Below are 18,251 nucleotides of genomic sequence, written 5' to 3' on the forward strand. Positions count from 1 at the left end.
ACGAGATGATGCTGAATACCGACGCCGCGAGCATGTCGCCGATCGCGTTGTTCCTCCAGGCCGATATCGTCGTGAAGGGAATCATGATCGGGCTGTTGTTGGCGAGCGTGTGGACCTGGGCGATCATCATCGGGTTCGTCGCCAAGCTGAGCGGGATCCGCCGCAAGGTCGGCACGTTCGAAAAGGCATTCTGGAAGGCGGACGATATCGACGCCTTCTACAAGGAGCATGTCGACAGCAAGCTGCCGATCGCACGCGTGTTCGTCGCAGGCGTTGCGGAATGGCGGCGGTCGACGGTCGGCGGGCAAGTCGATCGCGGGGCGACGCGCGAACGGCTTGCAACCGCAATGGGCGCTTCGGTCGCCAACGAGATCGACATCCTGTCGGACCGGCTCAACATTCTGGCGACGATCGGCTCGGTCGCGCCGTTCGTCGGGCTGTTCGGCACGGTTTGGGGGATCATGCGCAGCTTCACGGGGATTGCACAGGCGCAGAACACTTCGCTCGCGGTCGTCGCGCCGGGGATCGCCGAGGCGCTGTTCGCGACCGCGATCGGCCTGTTCGCCGCCATTCCAGCGGTGATCGCGTACAACCGCTTCAGCCACGGCATCAACCGGGTCGAGGCGCGGCTCAACCGCTTTGCCGACGGGTTCCACGCGACGCTCAGCCGACAGCTCGAGAGCGAGGGTCGGCGCTAAGCGATGGCGATGAACCTCCCCTCGCAGCGCGGGCGCGGTCGACGCGCACCGATGGCGGACATCAACGTCACGCCGATGGTCGACGTGATGCTCGTGCTGCTGATCATCTTCATGGTGACGGCACCGCTGCTGACCGCGGGTGTTCCGGTGAACCTGCCCGACAGCCGCGCCAAGGCGCTCGACCAGGACCAGAAGCCGATCGAGATCTCGATCGACAACGAAGGCCAGGTCTTCGTCGAGAAGGATCTGGTCGGCGATGCGATGTTGCCCGACATCCTGTCGCAGCTCGCCGCCAAGGGCGATGCCGCCAAGCCGCCGCAGGTGTTCCTGCGCGCGGATACCAAGCTCGATTACGGCAAGGTGATGCGCGTGATGGGCGAGCTCAATCGCGCCGGGCTCAACCGCGTGGCGCTGGTGACGGTCAGCCAGGACGGCAACTGAGATGGACGGGCGGATGACCCGTAGCGAGGGGATCGCGCTGGGCGTGGCCGCGCTCGGCCATGTCGTGCTGTTCGCGATCCTGTCGCTGAGCTGGAACGCCGCCAAGCTTCCCCCGCCCGCCAATCAGCCGATCGACGTGTCGCTGGTCGATAATGTCGCGCTCGAGCAGACCGCGCCGCCCGCAGCCGAGCCGCCCGCGCAATCCGCCGCGCCGGACGCCGGCCCGCCCGAGGACGCCGCGCCCCCGGCTGAGGAAGCGCCGGCCGCGCCTGCGCCCGAGCCGGTGCCGGCCCCAGTGCCAAAGCCGCAACCCAAGGCGGAACCCAAGGCAGAACCAAAGCCCCAACCCAAACCGGTGCCGAAGCCGGTCCCGCAGCCCAAGCCCGAACCGAAGCCGGTCCCCAAACCCGTTCCGGTGCCCAAGCCGCAACCCAAACCCAAGCCCGAACCAAAGGCCGAAGCCAAGCCGAGCAAGGCCGACCTCGCCAGGGAGGCGCAGGAGAAGGCCGCGCAAGCCAAGGCTGCGCAGGCGAAGGCCAATGCCGCGGCCAAGGCCGTGGCGGACGCCAAGGCTGCCAAAGCCGCCGCCGCAGCATCGGCGGCAGCGGCGGCAAAGGCGGCAGCGGCCAAAAGCGCAGCGGCCAAGGGCAATGGCACGAACGCCAAGTCGACCAAGGCGCGCGCCACCGGATCGTTGCTCGACGACGATTTCCGCAAGGGCCTGACGCAAAGCCCGAGCAAGGCGAAGGCATCCGACGCCGCCCCCGGCGCGACGATGAACGCGCAGGCCGCCGCCGACATCGGTTCCGCGATCCGGCGGCAGGTCCAGCCATGCGCGGATCGCCAGCCCAATCCGGGACCTGGCGCATCGCGGATCATCGTGACGATCCGGCTGCAGCTCAATCGCGACGGCTCGCTCGCCGGACGGCCGACGGTGGCGGCGGATCATGGCGGGGTCGATGACGAGAATCGCCGTTATGTCGACGTGGTCGATCGCAATGCGATCGCGACGTTCACGGGGTGCGCGCCGCTGCGCGGTCTGCCACCCGAACTTTATGACGTGCCGCGCGGGTGGAAGACGTTTATCCTGCGCTACAAACTTCCGGGCTGAGGAACTGCCGATGCTTCCCAAGACGATGCTCAAGACCCTGCTGACCGTATCCGGGGCCGCGCTGTTGGCCGGGACCGCGGTGGCGCAGGATGTTCCCGCGCAGCAAGCGGCACCCGCGCCTGCCCCCCAGGCCGGGGCGGCAAATCCCCAGCAGCCCAATGCTCAGCAGGGCGGCGAGCTCGTCGTCGACGTGGTCGGCGGGATCGCCGCACCGCTCGGGATCGCGATTCCGACGATGCCGACGACCGAGCCGGTCGATACGCCGGCTGGACGCACCGATGCGCTGGGCGTCCAGCTGTCGAAGATCATCTCGACCGACTTGCGCAATTCGGGGCTGTTCAAGCCGCTCGAAGCGGGCGTCAAGCCGGTCGCCTTCTCCGAAGTGACCGCACCGACGTTCGAATATTGGACAGGCGCCGGGGCCTCGGCGCTGGTGCAGGGCTATGTCCGCGCGACCGGCGACGGGACGCTGACGGTCGGTTGCTATCTCTACGACGTCACCTCGCGCAACGAGATCGCGCGGCAGGGCTTCGTCGTCCCGCCGAGCGACTGGCGCCGCGCAGGCCACAAATGCGCCGACATGGTCTATTCCAAGCTGACCGGCGAAGGCCCGTATTTCGACAGTCGCGTCGTCTATGTCTCCGAGACCGGCCCCAAGGGTCGCCGCATCAAGCGCCTCGCGATCATGGACCAGGACGGCGAGAACCACCGCTTCCTGACCAACGGCCAGGCGATCGCGCTGACCCCGCGGCTGTCGCCCGACCAGCGCTCGATCGTGTACATGAGCTATCTCAACGATCGGCCGGCGATCTATGTCTATGATCTGGCGTCGGGGCGGCAGCGGCTGCTGGTCGGCAATACGGATCTGACGTTCGCCCCGCGCGTCTCGCCCGACAGCCGCTGGGTGCTGTTCTCGATGGCGCGGTCGAGCAATACCGATATCTACCGCGTGCCCTTGAGCGGCGGCACGCCGCAGCGCCTGACCACCTCGACCGCGATCGACACCGGCGGCACCTATTCGCCCGACGGCAGCCGAATCGCGTTCGAGAGCGATCGCTCGGGCACGCAGCAGCTGTACGTGATGAACGCGGACGGATCGCAGCAACAGCGGATCAGCTTCGGTTCGGGTCGCTATGCGACCCCGGTGTGGAGTCCGCGCGGCGACCTGATCGCCTACACCAAGATCGGTGGATCGTTCCGCATCGGGGTGATGAGCCCGGCGGGTGGCAACGAGAAACTGCTGACCGACGGATCGCAGGACGAGGGCCCGAGCTGGTCGCCCAATGGCCGCGTGCTGATGTTCTTCCGTTCGTCCGGCGGCGGCAGCGGCAAGGCCGATCTGTGGTCGGTCGATCTGACCGGAGTCAATGTGCGGCGCGTGCCGACCGTGCTCGATGGATCCGATCCGGCCTGGGGACCGTTACGCCCTTAATATCGATTTCCAACTGTGAGCCGGTCGATTGTTTAATCTTGTCGTGTAACCGGATGTGTTCGTTCCCAATCCCCAAGGAGAAAACCCGATGGCAAAAGTAACGACCTCGATCCTGATCGCGACCGCGCTGCTCGCAACCGCGGCGTGCAGCAAGAAGCGCCCCGCCGTGATCCCGCCCGCGCCGAGCGATACCGCACCGGTCGACCCCAATGCCGGCGGCAACGGCGCGATCGTCCCCGGTTCGCGTGCGGACTTCGAGCGTTCGGTCACGAGCAACACCGTCAACTTCGCGCTCGACAGCTATGACATCGATGGTTCGGCGCGTGCGATCCTCGACAGCCAGGCGGCGTGGCTGGCGAAATATCCCAACGTGACGGTCAGCCTCGAAGGCCATTGCGACGAGCGCGGCACGCGCGAGTACAACCTTGCGCTCGGCGACCGCCGCGCCAATTCGGCGAAGAACTATCTCGCGGCGCGCGGTGTCACGGCAGGGCGGATCTCGACGATCAGCTACGGCAAGGAACGCCCGCTTGCGCTCGGATCGGATGACCAGAGCCTCGCGCAGAACCGTCGTGCGGTGACGATCGTTCTGAACTGATCCTTCTCGCGGTTCCGTTGGGAAGGGCGGTGTCCGCAGGGACGCCGCCCTTTTTTTGTGCGCTCGCTGTTGCGGGGGGGGGGCGCGCGGTTTCCGCCATCCGTTCGCCCTGAGCGCAGTCGAAGGGCCTGCGTTGCGCAAGGGGCTTCGACTACGCTCAGCCCGAACGGGGTGGGGAAAGCCCACGTTTCCACCACCCACCCGTCATCCTGAACTTGTTTCAGGATCCACCGCCGTACGCGTCCAACACCCATAGAATTCGCGGCCCGGTGGATCCTGAAACAAGTTCAGGATGACGGCACGTTTGATCCCATCGGCACCCCAGTGCCTGATTGCCTCTCACCCCGTAATGATATAAATATGATATCATAATAACGGGAGGTACGAATGGCCGAGTCGCTCGAACGCAATACCGCACTCACCTTGTCGCACGAACGCTCCGCGCAGACCTCGAACGGCTATGTCATGCTGCTGGTGATCGTCGCCGCGCTCGCGTGCGCGGGGTTCGGCATCAGCGAAATCGACGAGTCCGATCTTGGTGGGATCCTCATCGCGGTCGGTGCGCTCGTCACCGCGTTCGTCGCAGGCGGTTTCTACATGCAGCAACCCAATCAGGCGACCGCGATCACCCTGTTCGGCGCGTATAAGGGCACCGACCGCGTCACAGGCTTACGCTGGGTGTTGCCGTGGCTGTGGCGCAAGCAGGTGTCGCTGCGCGCCAACAACATGATTTCGGAGCGGTTGAAGGTCAACGACCTGCGCGGCAACCCGATCGAGATCGCGGCGCAGGTCGTGTGGCGCGTCACCGACACCGCGCAGGCGCTGTTCGACATCGACGATTACAAGGCGTTCGTGATCGTCCAGATCGAGGCGGCGGTGCGGACGATCGGCGCGCGCTATCCTTATGACGATTACGAGCATCAGGAAGTGACGCTGCGCGGCAATCACGACCAGGTCGCGCAGGAACTCCGCGCCGAGCTGATCGCGCGACTGGTGACGGCGGGGATCACGGTCGACGAATGCGGCTTTACGCATCTGGCCTACGCGCCTGAGATCGCGGGTGCGATGCTGCGGCGGCAACAGGCGCAGGCGGTGGTCGCGGCGCGCGCGACGCTGGTCGAAGGCGCGGTCGGGATGGTCGAGATGGCGCTCGACCTGTTGTCGGCGAAGGGCGTGGTCGAACTGGACGACGAGCGCCGCGCGGCGATGGTGTCCAATTTGATGGTCGTGCTGTGCGGCGAGCGCGACACGCAGCCGGTCGTCAACGCCGGCTCGCTGTACCAATAGGCGCGCGGATGGCGGATCCCCCCGCGAAGAAGGCGTTCGCGCTCCGGCTCGACCCCGCGTTGCATGCGGCGGTCGAACGGCTGGCTGCGGGCGAGCTGCGCAGCGTCAACGCGCAGGTCGAATGCCTGCTGCGCGAGGCGCTGGCGCGACGTGGGGTCAAGCTCGACGCGCCCAACCCGCCGCGGCGGGGACGGCCACCGAAGGAAGATGGCGATGCGTGATGCAGAAGACGGCTATTGGTTCGTACCCAAGGCGTTCGGGATCGGCGCGACCCCGGTGACGTGGCAGGGTTGGGCGCTGACGCTGGGGTTCGCGGTGCTTGCGATCCTCGACATGACGCTGATGCCGGACCGGGTTGCGCGGGTCGGCGTGCTGGTCGCGTTGCTGCTGCTGTTCACGCTCATCGCGATCCGCAAGACGCGTGGCGGTTGGAGCTGGCATTGGGGTCGGCGGAGGTAGCGGCACCACCCCGACCTTTGGCCCGCGCCTTACCCCAACGCCGCGTCCAGCAATTTCGCCAGTCGCAACCCGCCGCGCTCGACCTCGAGCCGCGCGACCGGCACCAGCTTGGCGATCGTCGCCTCGTCGAGCGTCACGCGTTCCGGGGTCGGCGCGCACGGGTCTGCCATCACGCTTGCATAGGTCACGTCATGCGCGACCTGCCAGCTTTCGCGGCTCCAGTCGGTAACGGTTCCTGCCGCGATCTTGGCGCGGACGGCAGGCGTATAGCGACGGACGAGCGATGGTCCCGACGTGATTGCACGCTCGGCCAGCAGCCCGTCCCACACCGAATGCAGGTTGAGCTTCGGCGGACCATAGCTGTCATAGGTCGCCTTGACGTCGTTGCCGCCCTTGTCGTCCTTCTCACCGGCGTGAAGCGGCTGATGAAGATCGCCGACGAAGTGGATCAGGAAGACGAGCGCTTCGAGCTTGTCCTTCTGCGCGGCGCGGCGGTTCCTGAGCGTTGCAACGTCGCGGGTGATCTGCGCCGAGACGCAATTGCCGTCCTTGCACGCCTCGGTCAGCGAGAAGGGGCGGCAGATGTTCACGTCCTGATAGTGCCACGTATACGCATAACCGAAACGCGGCTTGCCGTCGGCGCCCTTGATCGGCTTGACGCAATCCGCCCAGGTGCTCGCATCCGCCATCGTCCCCGCCTTGCACGTCGGCGTATCGAGCAACGCCTGTTGCTTGAGCAACCGACGGATCGCGACGCGGGTCTGCGGGCGGACGTTGGCCTCGGCGATTCGCGCGACGGTCTGGTGGCCATATTCCCAGTAAGCGGCGGCCGGCGTGGCGCTGCCCGCGGCAAACAGGGTGGCGGCAGCGACAAGCGCTGGGCGAACGCGACGGAGACTGGTCATGAGCCGCGCTTTAGGCGTCTGACGGGGTTGGCGAAAGCGGGAATGCTGGCGGGATGGGCCGGTATGGCTACGGCATCACGCGCCGCATGAACGCATCGAACAGCGGGACCGTGAAGGCTGTGTCACCATGCGCAGGGCTGTACAGCATCCCCTTGGCGATCAAGCTGTTGCGCGTCGGCGCGACGCTCGACACCTTGACGCCGAGCGCTTCCGCGACGTCGCCCGAGCGGTGCGGCCCCGGCCCGAGCGTCGCCATCCCGCGCAGATAGCGCTTTTCAGCCGGGGTCAGCCGGTCGAATCGCACCCGGAAGAAGCTCGAATCGAGCTCTGCCAGCGCACTTTGCGTCGCCGCGGCGACATCCTGCGCCGTAATTGGCGAGGCATCCGCCGCATCCCAGCTGTGCTTGCCCCACTCCTGCAGGAAATAAGGATAGCCCTGGGTCTCCGCCGCGATCGCGTCGAGCGCAGCGGCATCGATCGCCTCTTCCTCGCGCTCTACCGGCAAGCGGATCGCAGCGCGTGCAGCGTCCGCTTCAAGCGGGCCGACCGCGACGAATTCGAACAGCCGCTCGGCATAGGATTTGGCGCGGCCCATCTGCCCGAGCAATTGCGGCAGTCCCGCACCGAGCATCGTCACCGGCAACTGCTTCTGGCTCGCGCGGTGGAGCGCGCTGATCAGCGCGGCGAGCTGTTCCTCCGGGACATATTGCAGTTCGTCGATTACGAGGATCATCGCCGACCCCCGTTCCTTCGCCGCTTCTCCCACCGCGACGATCAGGTCGGCGAGATCCGTCTCGAGATCACCGCTGTCGGCAAGGCCCGCCTCGGGCTCGAAATCGAGCGCGACTTCGAGATCGTCGAACTTGACCTTGAGTTGCGCGAAACCCGCAAGGGCGCGCAGCGCCCTCGTCACGCCGGCGGTCGCCTGTTTCATCCGGTCTAGCCTGAGCAATGCCGCGCGGAGTGCCGGCACGAGGATTCCCGGAAGCGAGCGGTTCTCGGGGGCCTCGATCGTGACGACCGTCATCCCTTCGCCTTCCGCCGCGTCGCGCATCGAGGACAGCAACACGGTCTTTCCGACCCCGCGCAGCCCGTAGAGGATGCTCGGGCGCGCGGCCCGCCCTGCGCGAATCCGGTCGAGCGCGACGGCATTGCGGTCGAGCAGTGCGGCACGTCCCGCGAGTTCGGGCGGCGGGGTCCCGGCACCGGGAGCGAAAGGGTTGCGGCGGGGATCCATAGTAATGTTATCGGATATTATAGAATTTCTGTAAACTCGCTAATGTCGCTTGATATGCGTTGCGCGTGGGTCAGTCCTCGAACACCCCGATCTCACGCTCACCCTCGGACGAAAGCCGCGCGCGGTACATGCCGGGGGTGGTGAAATGCCATGCCGCACTGCCGTCGGGTGCGGCGACGATCACGCCGCCGGTGCCGCCCATCGCTCGGACTTCGTCGAGCACCGCCTTTGCCGCGTCGGCCACCGGCTCCCCGCCGACCCGCGCGCGGGCGCAGATTTCGTGCGCGACGCTGACGCGGATGAAGAATTCGCCCGAGCCGGTGCACGATATCGCGCCCGCGCGATCGTCGGCATAGGTGCCCGCGCCGATCAGCGGCGAATCGCCGATCCGGCCCCAGCGCTTGCCGGTCACGCCGCCGGTCGAGGTGGCGGCGGCGACATGGCCGTGCGCATCGCACGCGACCGCGCCGACCGTGCCGTATTTCATGTCGACATCGAACGCGCCGCCGCCCGCCAACATCTCCTCCAATTGCGCGCGGCGTTCGGGGAGGACGAGCCAGTCCTGCGTCGCCGCCTCGCAGCCCTGCTCGCGTGCGAAAATATCCGCGCCTGCGCCGCTGAGCAGCACGTGCGGGCTGTGCGCCATCACCGCGCGGGCGAGCGACACGGGATTGCGCGTCGCGGTGACGCCCGCGACCGACCCGGCGTTGCGGTCGCGCCCGTCCATGATCGCGGCGTCGAGTTCGGCGATCCCGTCGTGCGTCAGCGCGGCACCGCGGCCCGAATTGAAGTGCGGATCGTCCTCCAGCACGCGCACCGCTGCCTCGACCGCATCGAGCGCGCTGCCGTCGCTCGCCAGCACCGCCGCGCCCGCATCAAGCGCGCGCCCAAGCGCGGCCTCCGCGCCCTCGATTTGCGTCGGTGTAAGCGTGTCGCGCGTCATTTGCCCAGCACCGCCGTGGAGCATCAGAGTCCAGCTCATGTCATGTGTTCCTTGCGAGCAAAGGGGCGCAGCCCAATTAGCGGGCGAAGCCAGCCGATCCGTCGCCCGATCAGATAAAAGATCCAGCACCCGCCGATCGTCGCGACGACGAGCAGCGCGAATTCGGCGATCGGAGGCAGCCGGAACGGGAGCAACGCGCCCTCGACTCCGACGATGATCGTCTGGTGGATCATGTAGAAGGGGAACACCGCCTCGGTCAGCGTCCGGCGCCAGCGCAGGTCGAAATTGAGGAAGCGGTCGGCTATCCCGATCAGCGCGACGATGGTGCTCCAGCCATGCACCGGGCGCGCCACCGCGAACACCGTGCCGAAGGGGGCCGTGGGATGTGCGAGTCCGGGCCAGTGCCATTCGATCCCCGCCGACACCGCATAGCTGACGAGCGCGACGATCAGTGCGACGGGCCACCAGCGGTGGATCGCCGCCAGCGCAGCGGGCGAGCCCGCGAGCGCGAAGCCGAACAGGAAGCCGGGCAGATATTGCGCGTGCGACACCGCATCGCGGATCAGGTCGTTGGTCGGGCCCTTGCCGGGGAACAGCCACACGCTGACGATCACCAGCCACGCCATCGGCAGCAGCCACACGAGCACGGTTCCGAACACCCAGTCGAACCCGCGCTGGAGGCTGCGCCGCCCGACCAGCACGACGCCGAGCACGAGCAGCATCGTATAGAGCCAGAGATACCCGACGAACCACAGATGCTGCCAGTTGGGCAGCGGCAGCCCGCGCACACGCGCGAAGCGGAAATAATCGTTCAGCAGGAAATACCCGAAATCGTGGCCGTAGCCGCGCTGCGTGGTCAGCTCGATCCACGGCTGGACGGGGACGATGACGAGCACGCCGAACAGCAACGGCACGAGCAGCCGCCACGTCCGGTTGCGCGCGAACCGCGCCGCGCCGTGCCCGCGCGCGAGCAATGCGCGGCTGGCATAGCCCGACACGACGAACAGCAGCAGGAGGCGCCAGCTGTTGAGCGCGAGCATCGGCACCGCGACCCAGGGAAGCGGGTGCGCGGTCTTGGCGTGATAGCCCCAGGGGACGAACACCATGCCGATATGGTAGAAGATGAGCAGGCCGAACGCGCCGATTCGCAGCCAGTCCAGACCATAATGCCGTTCCATCGGGCTTCCCTTAGCCGATGATCGCGCTTTGGCCAGCGCGTGCGGGACGGTGCCGCCGCTTTCGCGCGGCAAAAGGTTCCCGTCTCGCGATTGAGCCGCTATATCAGCCGCACAGCGAAGGAAACTCTCCCCCATGTCCCTACGTCCGTGGCGCGATATCATGCGTCGTCAGTCCCGCCAGATCATGGTCGGCAATGTCCCCGTCGGCGGCGATGCGCCGGTCACCGTCCAGACGATGACCAACACCCCGACCAGCGACCCGCGTGCGACGATCGACCAGATCCGCCGCTGCGAGGATGCCGGCGTCGATCTGATCCGCGTCTCTTGCCCGGACGTGGAAAGCACCGCCGCGCTGAAACAGATCGTCCGCGCGAGCCGCGTGCCGATCATCGCCGACATCCATTTCCATTATAAGCGCGCGCTGGAAGCAGCGGACGCGGGGGCCGCCTGTTTGCGGATCAACCCGGGCAACATCGGCTCGGCATCGCGCGTCCGCGAAGTGATCGACGCCGCCAAGTCGAACGGCTGCGCGATCCGGATCGGCGTCAACGGCGGTTCGCTCGAGAAGCATCTGCTCGAAAAATATGGCGAGCCGTGCCCGGATGCGCTGGTCGAATCCGCGATGGATCACATCAAGATCCTGCAGGACCATGATTTCCACGAATTCAAGGTCGCGGTGAAGGCGTCCGACTTCTTCCTCGCGGTCGCCGCCTATCATCAGCTGGCGGAGCAGGTCGATTGCCCGCTCCATCTCGGCATTACCGAGGCGGGCGGGTTCGTCGGCGGGACGGTCAAGTCGTCGATCGGGATCGGTTCGCTGCTGTGGGCCGGGATCGGTGACACGATCCGCGTCTCGCTCTCGGCCGAGCCCGAGGACGAAGTCCGCGTCGGGTTCGAGATCCTCAAGGCGCTCGGCATCCGCAACCGCGGCGTGCGCGTCGTGTCGTGCCCGTCGTGCGCGCGGCAGGGGTTCGACGTGATCCGCACCGTGCAGGCGCTCGAGGAACGGCTCCAGCATATCCGGACGCCAATGTCGCTGTCGGTGCTCGGCTGCGTCGTCAACGGCCCCGGCGAAGCGCGCGAGACCGACATCGGGCTGACCGGTGGCGGCAACGGCAAGCACATGGTGTATCTGTCGGGCGTGACCGACCACACGGTCAACAGCGAGGATATGCTCGAACACATCGTCAAGCTGGTCGAGGACAAGGCTGCGGCGATCGAGGCGCATGATGCGGCGCTGGCGGCGGCTGTGCCGGTGCCCGTGGCGGCGGAATAGGTCCTGTGGTACCTGGTGGGTCCTGGAGGACCTACCATGACCTACCATGCCAAAGTGATCGCTGGCGGCAAGCTCGTCATTCCCGCCGAACTTCGGCGCGAATTGGGAATTGAACCCGGCGATTCGCTGGCCGTGGATCGGGACGAAGCGGGGCACATCGTCCTCAAGACCCGCGCCCAGGTCGTGCAGGAAGTGCAATCGAGGTTCCGGGCCTTGCGCGGCCCGGCGGCGGAGGGGGCGGGCAGCATCGTCGATGAACTGCTTGCCGAGCGGCAGGAACAGGCGCGACTGGAACAACGGAAAATGGACGAATGGCTGGCGGGGAAGCGGTGACCCCGGTTCTGGATGCGTCGTCGATCCTGGCTGTCATCTTCGAGGAACCTGGCGCTGATCTCGTGATCGCGCACAGCGATGGCGCGCTGCTATCTGCCGTCAATCTCGACGAAGTCCTGCACAAGAGCGCGCGGCGCGACATCGCGGGTTCCGATGTGGAACAGCAATTGACGAAGCTGGGCATCGTGATCGTGCCATTCGCGTCGGCGGACGCCCGTATCGCTGCCGCGTTGCATCCGCGAGTCGATCGTACCGGAACGTCCTTCGCGGATCGCGCCTGTCTGGCGCTCGGCATTGCGACGGGCGGGCCGATCTTCACGTGCGACGGCAAATGGCTGAACCTTGGTCTGGACCTCGACATACGGTTGATTCGGTGACGGTTCGCAGCGCGAAACACGCTTTCTCCGTCGCCGCGATGGGGATCGCGACTTATTCGGCGATGGACGTGCTGATGAAGGGCCTCAGCATCACCAGCGGCGCGTATAGCGCGGTGCTGTGGCGCTCGTTCGTCGGGGTCATGCTGCTCGGCACGGTGTTCCTGCTCAAGCGCCGCGCCTTCCCGGGGCGCGCGGCGTTGAAACTCCATGCATTGCGCGGGGCGACCGGGGGGATCTCGGTGCTGCTGTTCTTCTGGGGGCTGGTCCGCGTACCGATGGCGCAGGGCGTCGCGCTGACCTTCCTCGCGCCGCTAATCGCCTTGTTCTTCGCCGCCGTGCTGCTCGGCGAGACGATCCGACGGGCGGCGATCCTCGGCTCGGTTATCGCGAGCCTCGGCGTGCTCGCGATCGCGGCGGGGGAAGTGCAGGCGCATGCCTCGACGGCGCATGTGCTCGGCTCGCTCGCGATCTTCGCGGCGTCGATCTTCTACGCCTATTCGCTGATCCTGCTGCGGCAACAGGCGCAGGTCGCCGATCCGCTCGAGGTCGCCTTGTTCACCAGCATCGTGCTCACCGCTTTGTTGCTCGTCGGGGCCTGGTGGTTCGCCGCGGTCCCGAGCGTGGCGCAACTCCCGGCGATCGGCGGCGCAGCGGTGCTCGGGTCGATCTCGGCGATCGCGCTGGCGTGGGCGTACAGCCATGCCGAGGCGCAGGTGCTCGCGCCGGTCGAATATACCGCGTTCGTCTGGGCCGGGATGTTCGGCTGGTGGGTGTTCGACGAGCGCGTCTCGCTCTACACCCTTGCCGGCGCGGCCCTCATCATCGCGGGCTGCATCTTCGCCATTCGCGGCACCGCCGCTCCCGCACCCCAGACCGAGGCCGCTGCATGATCGAAATTTGCCCCGCCACCGCCGACGATGTTGCGCTGATCATGCATTTCGTCCGCGAACTCGCTGAGTTCGAGCGCGCATCGGATAAGGTCGTCGCGACCGAGCCGTTGCTTCACGACGCACTGTTCGGCGCGCATCCGGCGGCGGAAGCGGCGATCGCGCTGCTCGACGGCAAGCCGGTCGGGATGGCGCTGTTCTTCCACAATTTCTCGACCTGGACCGGGTGGCGCGGACTGTATCTCGAGGATCTCTACGTCACCCCCGAGGCGCGCGGCAGCGGAGTCGGCAAGGCGTTGCTCCAGCATCTCGCGGGTCTTGCGGTCGAGCGCGGCTGCACGCGGTTCGAATGGTCGGTGCTCGACTGGAACGAGAAGGCGATCGCCTTCTACCGCTCGGTCGGCGCGCTGCCGATGGAGGAATGGACCGTCTACCGCGTCACCGGCGACGCGCTCGCGAAGCTTGCGGACAAGAACTGATGGCGGTCGACCCGGGATTGCTCGCCTGGGTCGAGGAAGCGCTCGCTCCGGTCGGAACCGTCACGAAGCGCGCGATGATGGGCGGTGCGACGCTCTATCTCGACGGCACGATCTTCGCGATCGTCGATGACGACCTGCTGTGGTTCAAGGCGGATGCGACAAGCGACGCAGCCTGGGATGACGCTGGCTGTGCGCGCTTCACCTATGAGATGGGCGAGGGGCGGACGGGCACGATGAACTACCGCCGCGCGCCGGATGACGTGTATGACGACGCCGATGCCTTGCGCGAATGGGCGCTGCTGGGCGTTGCAGCGGGAGCGCGGGCGCCGGTCAAGCGGAAGAAGCCGCCCAAATAACGCCGCGCCCGACGCGCCGGGATATCCCCTATTCCGCGAGCGCTTCGATCGCCTCCGCCATCGCGACGTCCTTGTGCGACAGTCCGCCTGCATCATGCGTGGTGAGCGCGATGTCGACGCGGTTCCACACGTTCGACCATTCGGGATGATGGTCCGCTTTCTCCGCCAGCAGCGCGACGCGGGTCATGAACGCGAACGCCTCGCTGAAATCGGCGAAGGTGAAGCGCCGCGTGATTGCGTCGCGCGATTCGTCATAATCCCATTCGTCGAGCGTATCGAGCGCTGCTGCCCGGTCTTCGTCGTTGAGCGGCTCCACCGTCACACATGCTCTCCCGCTGGCGCACCGTGCGCCATCACCGTAAGGCTTACCGCATGGAGCCGCCCGATCAACTCCCGCCCGATGCCGAGACGATCGAAACGATCGCCCGCGCGACCATCGCGGGCCTGCCACGCGCGTTTCTCGATCATCTCGGCGAGGTCGTGCTGCTGGTCGAGGACTTTGCCGACGACGAGACGCTTGACGCGCTCGGGATCGACGATCCGTACGACCTGACGGGGCTCTATCACGGCCACCCGATCGGGGAGAAATCGTCGATGGAGACGGGCGCGCTGCCAGACCGGATCCATCTGTATCGGCGCGCGATCCTCGACGAATGGATCGCGACCGGGGTCGGGCTCACCGAATTGGTGCGGCATGTCACGATCCACGAGATCGGGCATCATTTCGGTCTGTCGGATGCCGACATGCACGCGCTGGAAGCGACGGTGTCGGACCAGTGAGCGATCCCACCCCATCTGCGCTCGCATTCTCGGACGTCCGCTGCGTCCGTGGCGGGCGAATGCTGTTCGATGGCTTGTCCTTCTCGCTGCCCGCAGGCGCGGCGGGACTGGTCGCGGGGCCGAATGGCGTCGGCAAATCGAGCCTGATCCGCATTGCTGCCGGGTTGCTGCGTCCCGATGGAGGGACGATCGCCCATCCGCCGACGCGCGCGCTGATGGCGGAGACGCACGCGTTCGATCCGGCCCGGCGGCTGATCGATGCGCTTACCTTCTGGGCGTCGCTCGATGCGGATCCTGCGCGCGCGCGCGACCGGGCGACCGATGCGCTGGCGGCGGTGCACCTGTCCGCGATTGCCGAAGTGCCGGTGCGGCTGTTGTCCACCGGGCAGCGCCGCCGCGCCGCGCTCGCACGCGTGGTCGCCAGCGGCGCGACCTTGTGGCTGCTCGACGAACCCGCCAACGGGCTCGACGTCGCGAGCGTTGCGGTGCTCGAACGGTTGATCGCGCGCCACCGTGCCAATGGCGGGATCGCGCTGGTCGCGACGCACATGCCGCTCGACCTGCCGGGCGCGCAGAGGATCACCCTGCCATGCTGATGCCATCATGCTGACGCTGATCCTGCGCGACCTGCGGATCGGCTGGGGAAGCGGCGGGATCGTCAACGCGCTCGCCTTCTTCCTGCTCGTCACGATCCTGTTCCCGTTTGCGGTTGGCCCCGACACGGTGCTGCTCGCGCGGATCGGCGGCGGGGTGATCTGGGCGGCGGCGCTGCTCGCCGCGCTGATGCCGGTCGAGCGGCTGATCGGCCCCGACACCGAAAGCGGCGTGCTCGATCAGCTGGCGGTGCGCGGCATGAGCCTAGCGTCGGTCGCGGCGGCGAAGATCGTCGCGCACTGGCTCGGCTTTGGGCCGCCGCTGATGCTGGCTGCGGTGATCGCGGCGGGGCTGCTCGGGCTGCCGCTTGCGACGCTGACGACGGTGGAGATCGGGTTGCTGATCGGCACCCCCGGCCTTGCAGCGCTGGCGGTGGCAACGTCGGCGCTGGTGACGGGGTTGCGCGGGGCGGGATCGGTCGCGGGGCTGGTGATGCTGCCGCTCGCGGTGCCGCTGCTGATCTTCGGCGCGGGATCGATCGAGGGGGTCGGGGGCGATGCGGGAACGGGTGCGCTCAAGCTGCTCGGCGCGGTCAGCCTGCTGTTGCTTGCGGGGGCACCGTTCGTTGCGGGTGCGGCGATGCGCTCGGCGATGGAGTGACAGAATCGTGCGCACATGCGCCGATCGATGACATGTGACAACGTCTCTTGCACCGGACAGGTTATGATGTAACATCCTCGCTAATCCCGGCAGAGACCGGGTGGTCTTAGGTGGAGATGAGCGCATGGTTGCAGATCGCTATTCCCGGCCCGGTGGACTCAACCCCGGTGGCCTCGCCTTTGCGCTCGGCGCGAGCGGCGTGCTTTTGTTCGGGCTGTCGCTGACCGCTCCGCATTTCGTGCGGAATGTCGTTCCGACGATCGCCGCGACCAACATTCCGCTCCCGACCGATCCACCGCCGCCTGAGCACCCCAAGCCGCAACCGCAGAACGCACTGCCGAAGACACAGGTGCCGCGGCCGATCGACCATGTCGAGGTCACCGATCCGCCGATCCCGATCACCACCAGCGGCTTCACCGGGGTAAAGGTCGACCTTCCGCCGATCGGGGGTACTGCTACGACGGGCGATACCGGCGATGTCGGCACGATCCCGCTGCCGCCGGTACCGATCCTGACCGCACCCCGGATCGACTCGCGCTATCGCGACTCGTTCCAGCCCGCCTATCCCGCCGACGAACGACTCGCAGAACATGAGGGTCGCGTGGTCGTGCGCGTCCTCGTTGGTGCGGACGGTCGGGTGAAGCAGGTCGAGGCGATCAGCGCCGCCTCGCCGGCGTTCCTTGAAGCCACCCGCCGCCAGGCGCTGACCAGATGGCGCTTCACCCCCGCAACGCGCGACGGCGTGGCGGTCGAGGCATGGCAGCAGATGGCGGTGCGCTTCCAGCTCGGGCAGGAATAGCGTGCGCGGGCGGGGCTGGCGCAGCCCCCCGCCCACGCCTATCTCTGTGCGATGAAGTTCCTGCAGTACCTCTCGCCCAAGCAGGCGTTCCGCGATGTGAAGTCGTATGTGACGACGCGGCGGCCGCATCAGCTCGGTTTCATGGGGGTCGCGCTCGCGCTGACCTATGTGATGATCATGGGCGTGATCTATGAATCGCGGATCCCGCCCAAGCCGTATCACCGCGACATCATCTATGTGCAGAACTGGCGGCTCGACCGCACCGATGCGCAAATCATCGCGCAGCAGAAGATCGACAGCGCGGAGAAGGCCAAGCAGGACGCCGAACTCAAGCGGCTCCAGGACGAACGCAAGGCACAGTTCAAGAAGGTGAACGACGGGCTGAAGGCCTGGGGGATCTAGCCATGAGCAACCAGCGCTGGATGGACGCGGCGCTCGCGCTGGCGTCGCGCGGGCGCGGGCGGACTGCGCCCAACCCCAACGTCGGCTGCATCATCGTGGCGGACCACAAGGTCGTCGGGCGCGGCTGGACGCAGCCGGGCGGGCGTCCGCATGCCGAGGCGATGGCGCTCGCACAGGCGGGCGAAAAGTCGCGCGGCGCAACTGTTTACGTGACACTCGAACCGTGCGCGCATCTGTCGCCGCGTGGCCCTGCGTGCGCGGACCTGTTGATCCTGTCCAATGTCGCGCGCGTGGTCGTCGCGATGGGCGATCCGGACGCCCGGACGAACGGCACCGGGATCGCACGGTTGCGCGAGGCTGGAATCACGGTCGACGTTGGAATTGGTGACGCGGCTGCGCGTCGGCAGATCGCGGGGTTCCTGACCCGCCAGTCGCGGCAGCGGCCGCATGTCACGCTAAAATTGGCGCTGTCGCTCGACGGCGCGATGGCGCTGGGTTCGGGTGTGAGCAAGTGGATCACCGGCCCGCAGGCGCGCGCGCACGCGCATCTCGAACGCGCGCGGCATGAAGCGATCCTGGTCGGACGCGCGACGATCGAAGCGGATGCGCCAGCGCTCGACGTCCGGCTCGACGGACTTGCAGAGCGTGCGCCACGGCGGTTGATCCTGTCGCATACGCCTGCGTTCGCGCATCCCGATGCCGGGGTAGCGTGGGAAAACCTTGCCGCGCCCGATGCGATCGGGGCGCTCGATGCAGTCGATCATCTGTTGATCGAAGGCGGGCCGACGACGGCTGCCGCCTTCCTCGCCGCCGATCTGGTGGACCGACTGCTGCTGTACCGCGCGCCGATCCTGATCGGCGGGGGGCGCACCTTGCCCGACATCGGGCTGACCGATCTGGCAGCGGCACATGGCCGCTGGGTCTTGACCGATGCGCGCGCGCTTGGCAGCGACCGGCTCGAGGTTTACGAATGCGTAAGGGAGCGCGCCGGGACGGTAACGCCGGGCGCAGGAGAATAA

General features: G+C 67.1%; 25 protein-coding genes. 20 read left to right on the forward strand and 5 right to left on the reverse strand.

The genetic code is table 11. From position 1 onward, the window contains the following. Positions 1-5 precede the first annotated feature (5 nt). From tolQ to ABIC17_RS00150, 8 genes are all read left to right on the forward strand, one after another. Complete coding sequence (gene tolQ, locus ABIC17_RS00115; RefSeq protein ID WP_354279386.1) at positions 6-698, forward strand: protein TolQ; 693 nt, start codon at positions 6-8, stop codon at positions 696-698. 3 nt (positions 699-701) lie between these two features. After that, positions 702-1,139 (forward strand): protein TolR, encoded by a 438-nt coding sequence (gene tolR / locus ABIC17_RS00120; RefSeq protein ID WP_354278643.1) that lies wholly within the window; start codon positions 702-704, stop codon positions 1,137-1,139. A 13-nt stretch (positions 1,140-1,152) separates the two neighbouring features. After that, positions 1,153-2,250, forward strand: a complete 1,098-nt coding sequence (gene tolA, locus ABIC17_RS00125; protein WP_354278644.1) for a cell envelope integrity protein TolA — start codon at positions 1,153-1,155, stop codon at positions 2,248-2,250. Between the two features lie 10 nt (positions 2,251-2,260). Continuing rightward, the gene (gene tolB / locus ABIC17_RS00130) at positions 2,261-3,682 is read left to right on the forward strand and encodes a Tol-Pal system beta propeller repeat protein TolB (RefSeq protein WP_354278645.1); all 1,422 of its coding nucleotides are present in this window, start codon (positions 2,261-2,263) and stop codon (positions 3,680-3,682) included. 88 nt (positions 3,683-3,770) lie between these two features. Then, positions 3,771-4,280: a peptidoglycan-associated lipoprotein Pal gene (gene pal, locus ABIC17_RS00135; protein WP_354278646.1), complete on the forward strand. Its 510-nt coding sequence runs from the start codon at positions 3,771-3,773 to the stop codon at positions 4,278-4,280. A gap of 387 nt (positions 4,281-4,667) precedes the next feature. Next, complete coding sequence (locus tag ABIC17_RS00140) at positions 4,668-5,567, forward strand: SPFH domain-containing protein (RefSeq protein WP_354278647.1); 900 nt, start codon at positions 4,668-4,670, stop codon at positions 5,565-5,567. 8 nt (positions 5,568-5,575) lie between these two features. Next, complete coding sequence (locus tag ABIC17_RS00145) at positions 5,576-5,788, forward strand: type II toxin-antitoxin system antitoxin (RefSeq protein WP_354278648.1); 213 nt, start codon at positions 5,576-5,578, stop codon at positions 5,786-5,788. Then, positions 5,781-6,026, forward strand: a complete 246-nt coding sequence (locus tag ABIC17_RS00150; protein WP_354278649.1) for a hypothetical protein — start codon at positions 5,781-5,783, stop codon at positions 6,024-6,026. The genes ABIC17_RS00145 and ABIC17_RS00150 overlap by 8 nt, the downstream gene beginning before the upstream one ends. Before the next feature lie 29 nt (positions 6,027-6,055). Here ABIC17_RS00150 and ABIC17_RS00155 read toward each other — a convergent pair whose 3' ends face one another. The 4 genes from ABIC17_RS00155 to ABIC17_RS00170 all read right to left on the reverse strand — a co-directional run bounded on the left by ABIC17_RS00155 (position 6,056) and on the right by ABIC17_RS00170 (position 10,289). After that, positions 6,056-6,931 carry a S1/P1 nuclease gene (locus ABIC17_RS00155; RefSeq protein WP_354278650.1) on the reverse strand — a complete coding sequence of 292 codons (876 nt, stop codon included), beginning with the start codon at positions 6,929-6,931 and terminating at the stop codon, positions 6,056-6,058. Positions 6,932-6,998: 67 nt separating this feature from the next. After that, entirely contained in the window at positions 6,999-8,168 is a 1,170-nt protein-coding gene (locus tag ABIC17_RS00160; protein ID WP_354278651.1) for an ATP-binding protein, read from the reverse strand. A 70-nt stretch (positions 8,169-8,238) separates the two neighbouring features. Further along, complete coding sequence (locus tag ABIC17_RS00165; protein WP_354278652.1) at positions 8,239-9,150, reverse strand: isoaspartyl peptidase/L-asparaginase family protein; 912 nt, start codon at positions 9,148-9,150, stop codon at positions 8,239-8,241. Then, positions 9,147-10,289, reverse strand: coding sequence for an acyltransferase family protein (locus tag ABIC17_RS00170; protein WP_354278653.1), 1,143 nt, complete (start codon positions 10,287-10,289; stop codon positions 9,147-9,149). Before ABIC17_RS00170 ends, ABIC17_RS00165 begins: the two co-directional genes overlap by 4 nt. A 133-nt stretch (positions 10,290-10,422) precedes the next feature. Between ABIC17_RS00170 and ispG the strand changes: the two genes are divergently transcribed. Genes ispG through ABIC17_RS00200 form a run of 6 tightly spaced genes read left to right on the forward strand, consistent with a single transcriptional unit; the run spans position 10,423 to position 13,997 of the window. Continuing rightward, complete coding sequence (ispG, locus tag ABIC17_RS00175) at positions 10,423-11,565, forward strand: flavodoxin-dependent (E)-4-hydroxy-3-methylbut-2-enyl-diphosphate synthase (RefSeq protein ID WP_242137921.1); 1,143 nt, start codon at positions 10,423-10,425, stop codon at positions 11,563-11,565. 36 nt (positions 11,566-11,601) lie between these two features. Next, complete coding sequence (locus ABIC17_RS00180; RefSeq protein WP_354278654.1) at positions 11,602-11,898, forward strand: AbrB/MazE/SpoVT family DNA-binding domain-containing protein; 297 nt, start codon at positions 11,602-11,604, stop codon at positions 11,896-11,898. Then, positions 11,877-12,275, forward strand: a complete 399-nt coding sequence (locus tag ABIC17_RS00185) for a type II toxin-antitoxin system VapC family toxin (protein ID WP_354278655.1) — start codon at positions 11,877-11,879, stop codon at positions 12,273-12,275. The genes ABIC17_RS00180 and ABIC17_RS00185 overlap by 22 nt, the downstream gene beginning before the upstream one ends. A 38-nt stretch (positions 12,276-12,313) precedes the next feature. Beyond that, positions 12,314-13,165: a DMT family transporter gene (locus ABIC17_RS00190; RefSeq protein WP_354279388.1), complete on the forward strand. Its 852-nt coding sequence runs from the start codon at positions 12,314-12,316 to the stop codon at positions 13,163-13,165. After that, positions 13,162-13,641: a GNAT family N-acetyltransferase gene (locus ABIC17_RS00195; RefSeq protein ID WP_354278656.1), complete on the forward strand. Its 480-nt coding sequence runs from the start codon at positions 13,162-13,164 to the stop codon at positions 13,639-13,641. The genes ABIC17_RS00190 and ABIC17_RS00195 overlap by 4 nt, the downstream gene beginning before the upstream one ends. Next, entirely contained in the window at positions 13,641-13,997 is a 357-nt protein-coding gene (locus tag ABIC17_RS00200; protein WP_354278657.1) for a TfoX/Sxy family protein, read from the forward strand. Before ABIC17_RS00195 ends, ABIC17_RS00200 begins: the two co-directional genes overlap by 1 nt. Positions 13,998-14,025: 28 nt before the next feature. On the opposite strand, the gene ABIC17_RS00205 is transcribed toward ABIC17_RS00200, so the two are convergent. After that, positions 14,026-14,319 (reverse strand): 4a-hydroxytetrahydrobiopterin dehydratase, encoded by a 294-nt coding sequence (locus ABIC17_RS00205; RefSeq protein ID WP_354278658.1) that lies wholly within the window; start codon positions 14,317-14,319, stop codon positions 14,026-14,028. A 50-nt stretch (positions 14,320-14,369) separates the two neighbouring features. Here ABIC17_RS00205 and ABIC17_RS00210 point away from each other — a divergent pair, with 50 nt between their 5' ends. The 6 genes from ABIC17_RS00210 (at position 14,370) to ribD (ending at position 18,251) form a co-directional block, all read left to right on the forward strand. Beyond that, the gene (locus ABIC17_RS00210) at positions 14,370-14,777 is read left to right on the forward strand and encodes a metallopeptidase family protein (protein ID WP_354278659.1); all 408 of its coding nucleotides are present in this window, start codon (positions 14,370-14,372) and stop codon (positions 14,775-14,777) included. Next, positions 14,774-15,373 carry a heme ABC exporter ATP-binding protein CcmA gene (gene ccmA / locus ABIC17_RS00215; protein WP_354278660.1) on the forward strand — a complete coding sequence of 200 codons (600 nt, stop codon included), beginning with the start codon at positions 14,774-14,776 and terminating at the stop codon, positions 15,371-15,373. Before ABIC17_RS00210 ends, ccmA begins: the two co-directional genes overlap by 4 nt. 7 nt (positions 15,374-15,380) lie before the next feature. Further along, positions 15,381-16,031 (forward strand): heme exporter protein CcmB, encoded by a 651-nt coding sequence (locus ABIC17_RS00220; RefSeq protein ID WP_354278661.1) that lies wholly within the window; start codon positions 15,381-15,383, stop codon positions 16,029-16,031. Positions 16,032-16,155: 124 nt separating this feature from the next. Continuing rightward, positions 16,156-16,830 carry a TonB family protein gene (locus tag ABIC17_RS00225; RefSeq protein ID WP_354278662.1) on the forward strand — a complete coding sequence of 225 codons (675 nt, stop codon included), beginning with the start codon at positions 16,156-16,158 and terminating at the stop codon, positions 16,828-16,830. A 51-nt stretch (positions 16,831-16,881) separates the two neighbouring features. After that, positions 16,882-17,232 carry a hypothetical protein gene (locus tag ABIC17_RS00230; protein ID WP_354278663.1) on the forward strand — a complete coding sequence of 117 codons (351 nt, stop codon included), beginning with the start codon at positions 16,882-16,884 and terminating at the stop codon, positions 17,230-17,232. A 2-nt stretch (positions 17,233-17,234) separates the two neighbouring features. After that, positions 17,235-18,251, forward strand: a complete 1,017-nt coding sequence (gene ribD, locus ABIC17_RS00235; RefSeq protein ID WP_354278664.1) for a bifunctional diaminohydroxyphosphoribosylaminopyrimidine deaminase/5-amino-6-(5-phosphoribosylamino)uracil reductase RibD — start codon at positions 17,235-17,237, stop codon at positions 18,249-18,251.

Source organism: Sphingomonas sp. PvP056 (genome assembly GCF_040549155.1).
GTDB lineage: Bacteria > Pseudomonadota > Alphaproteobacteria > Sphingomonadales > Sphingomonadaceae > Sphingomonas.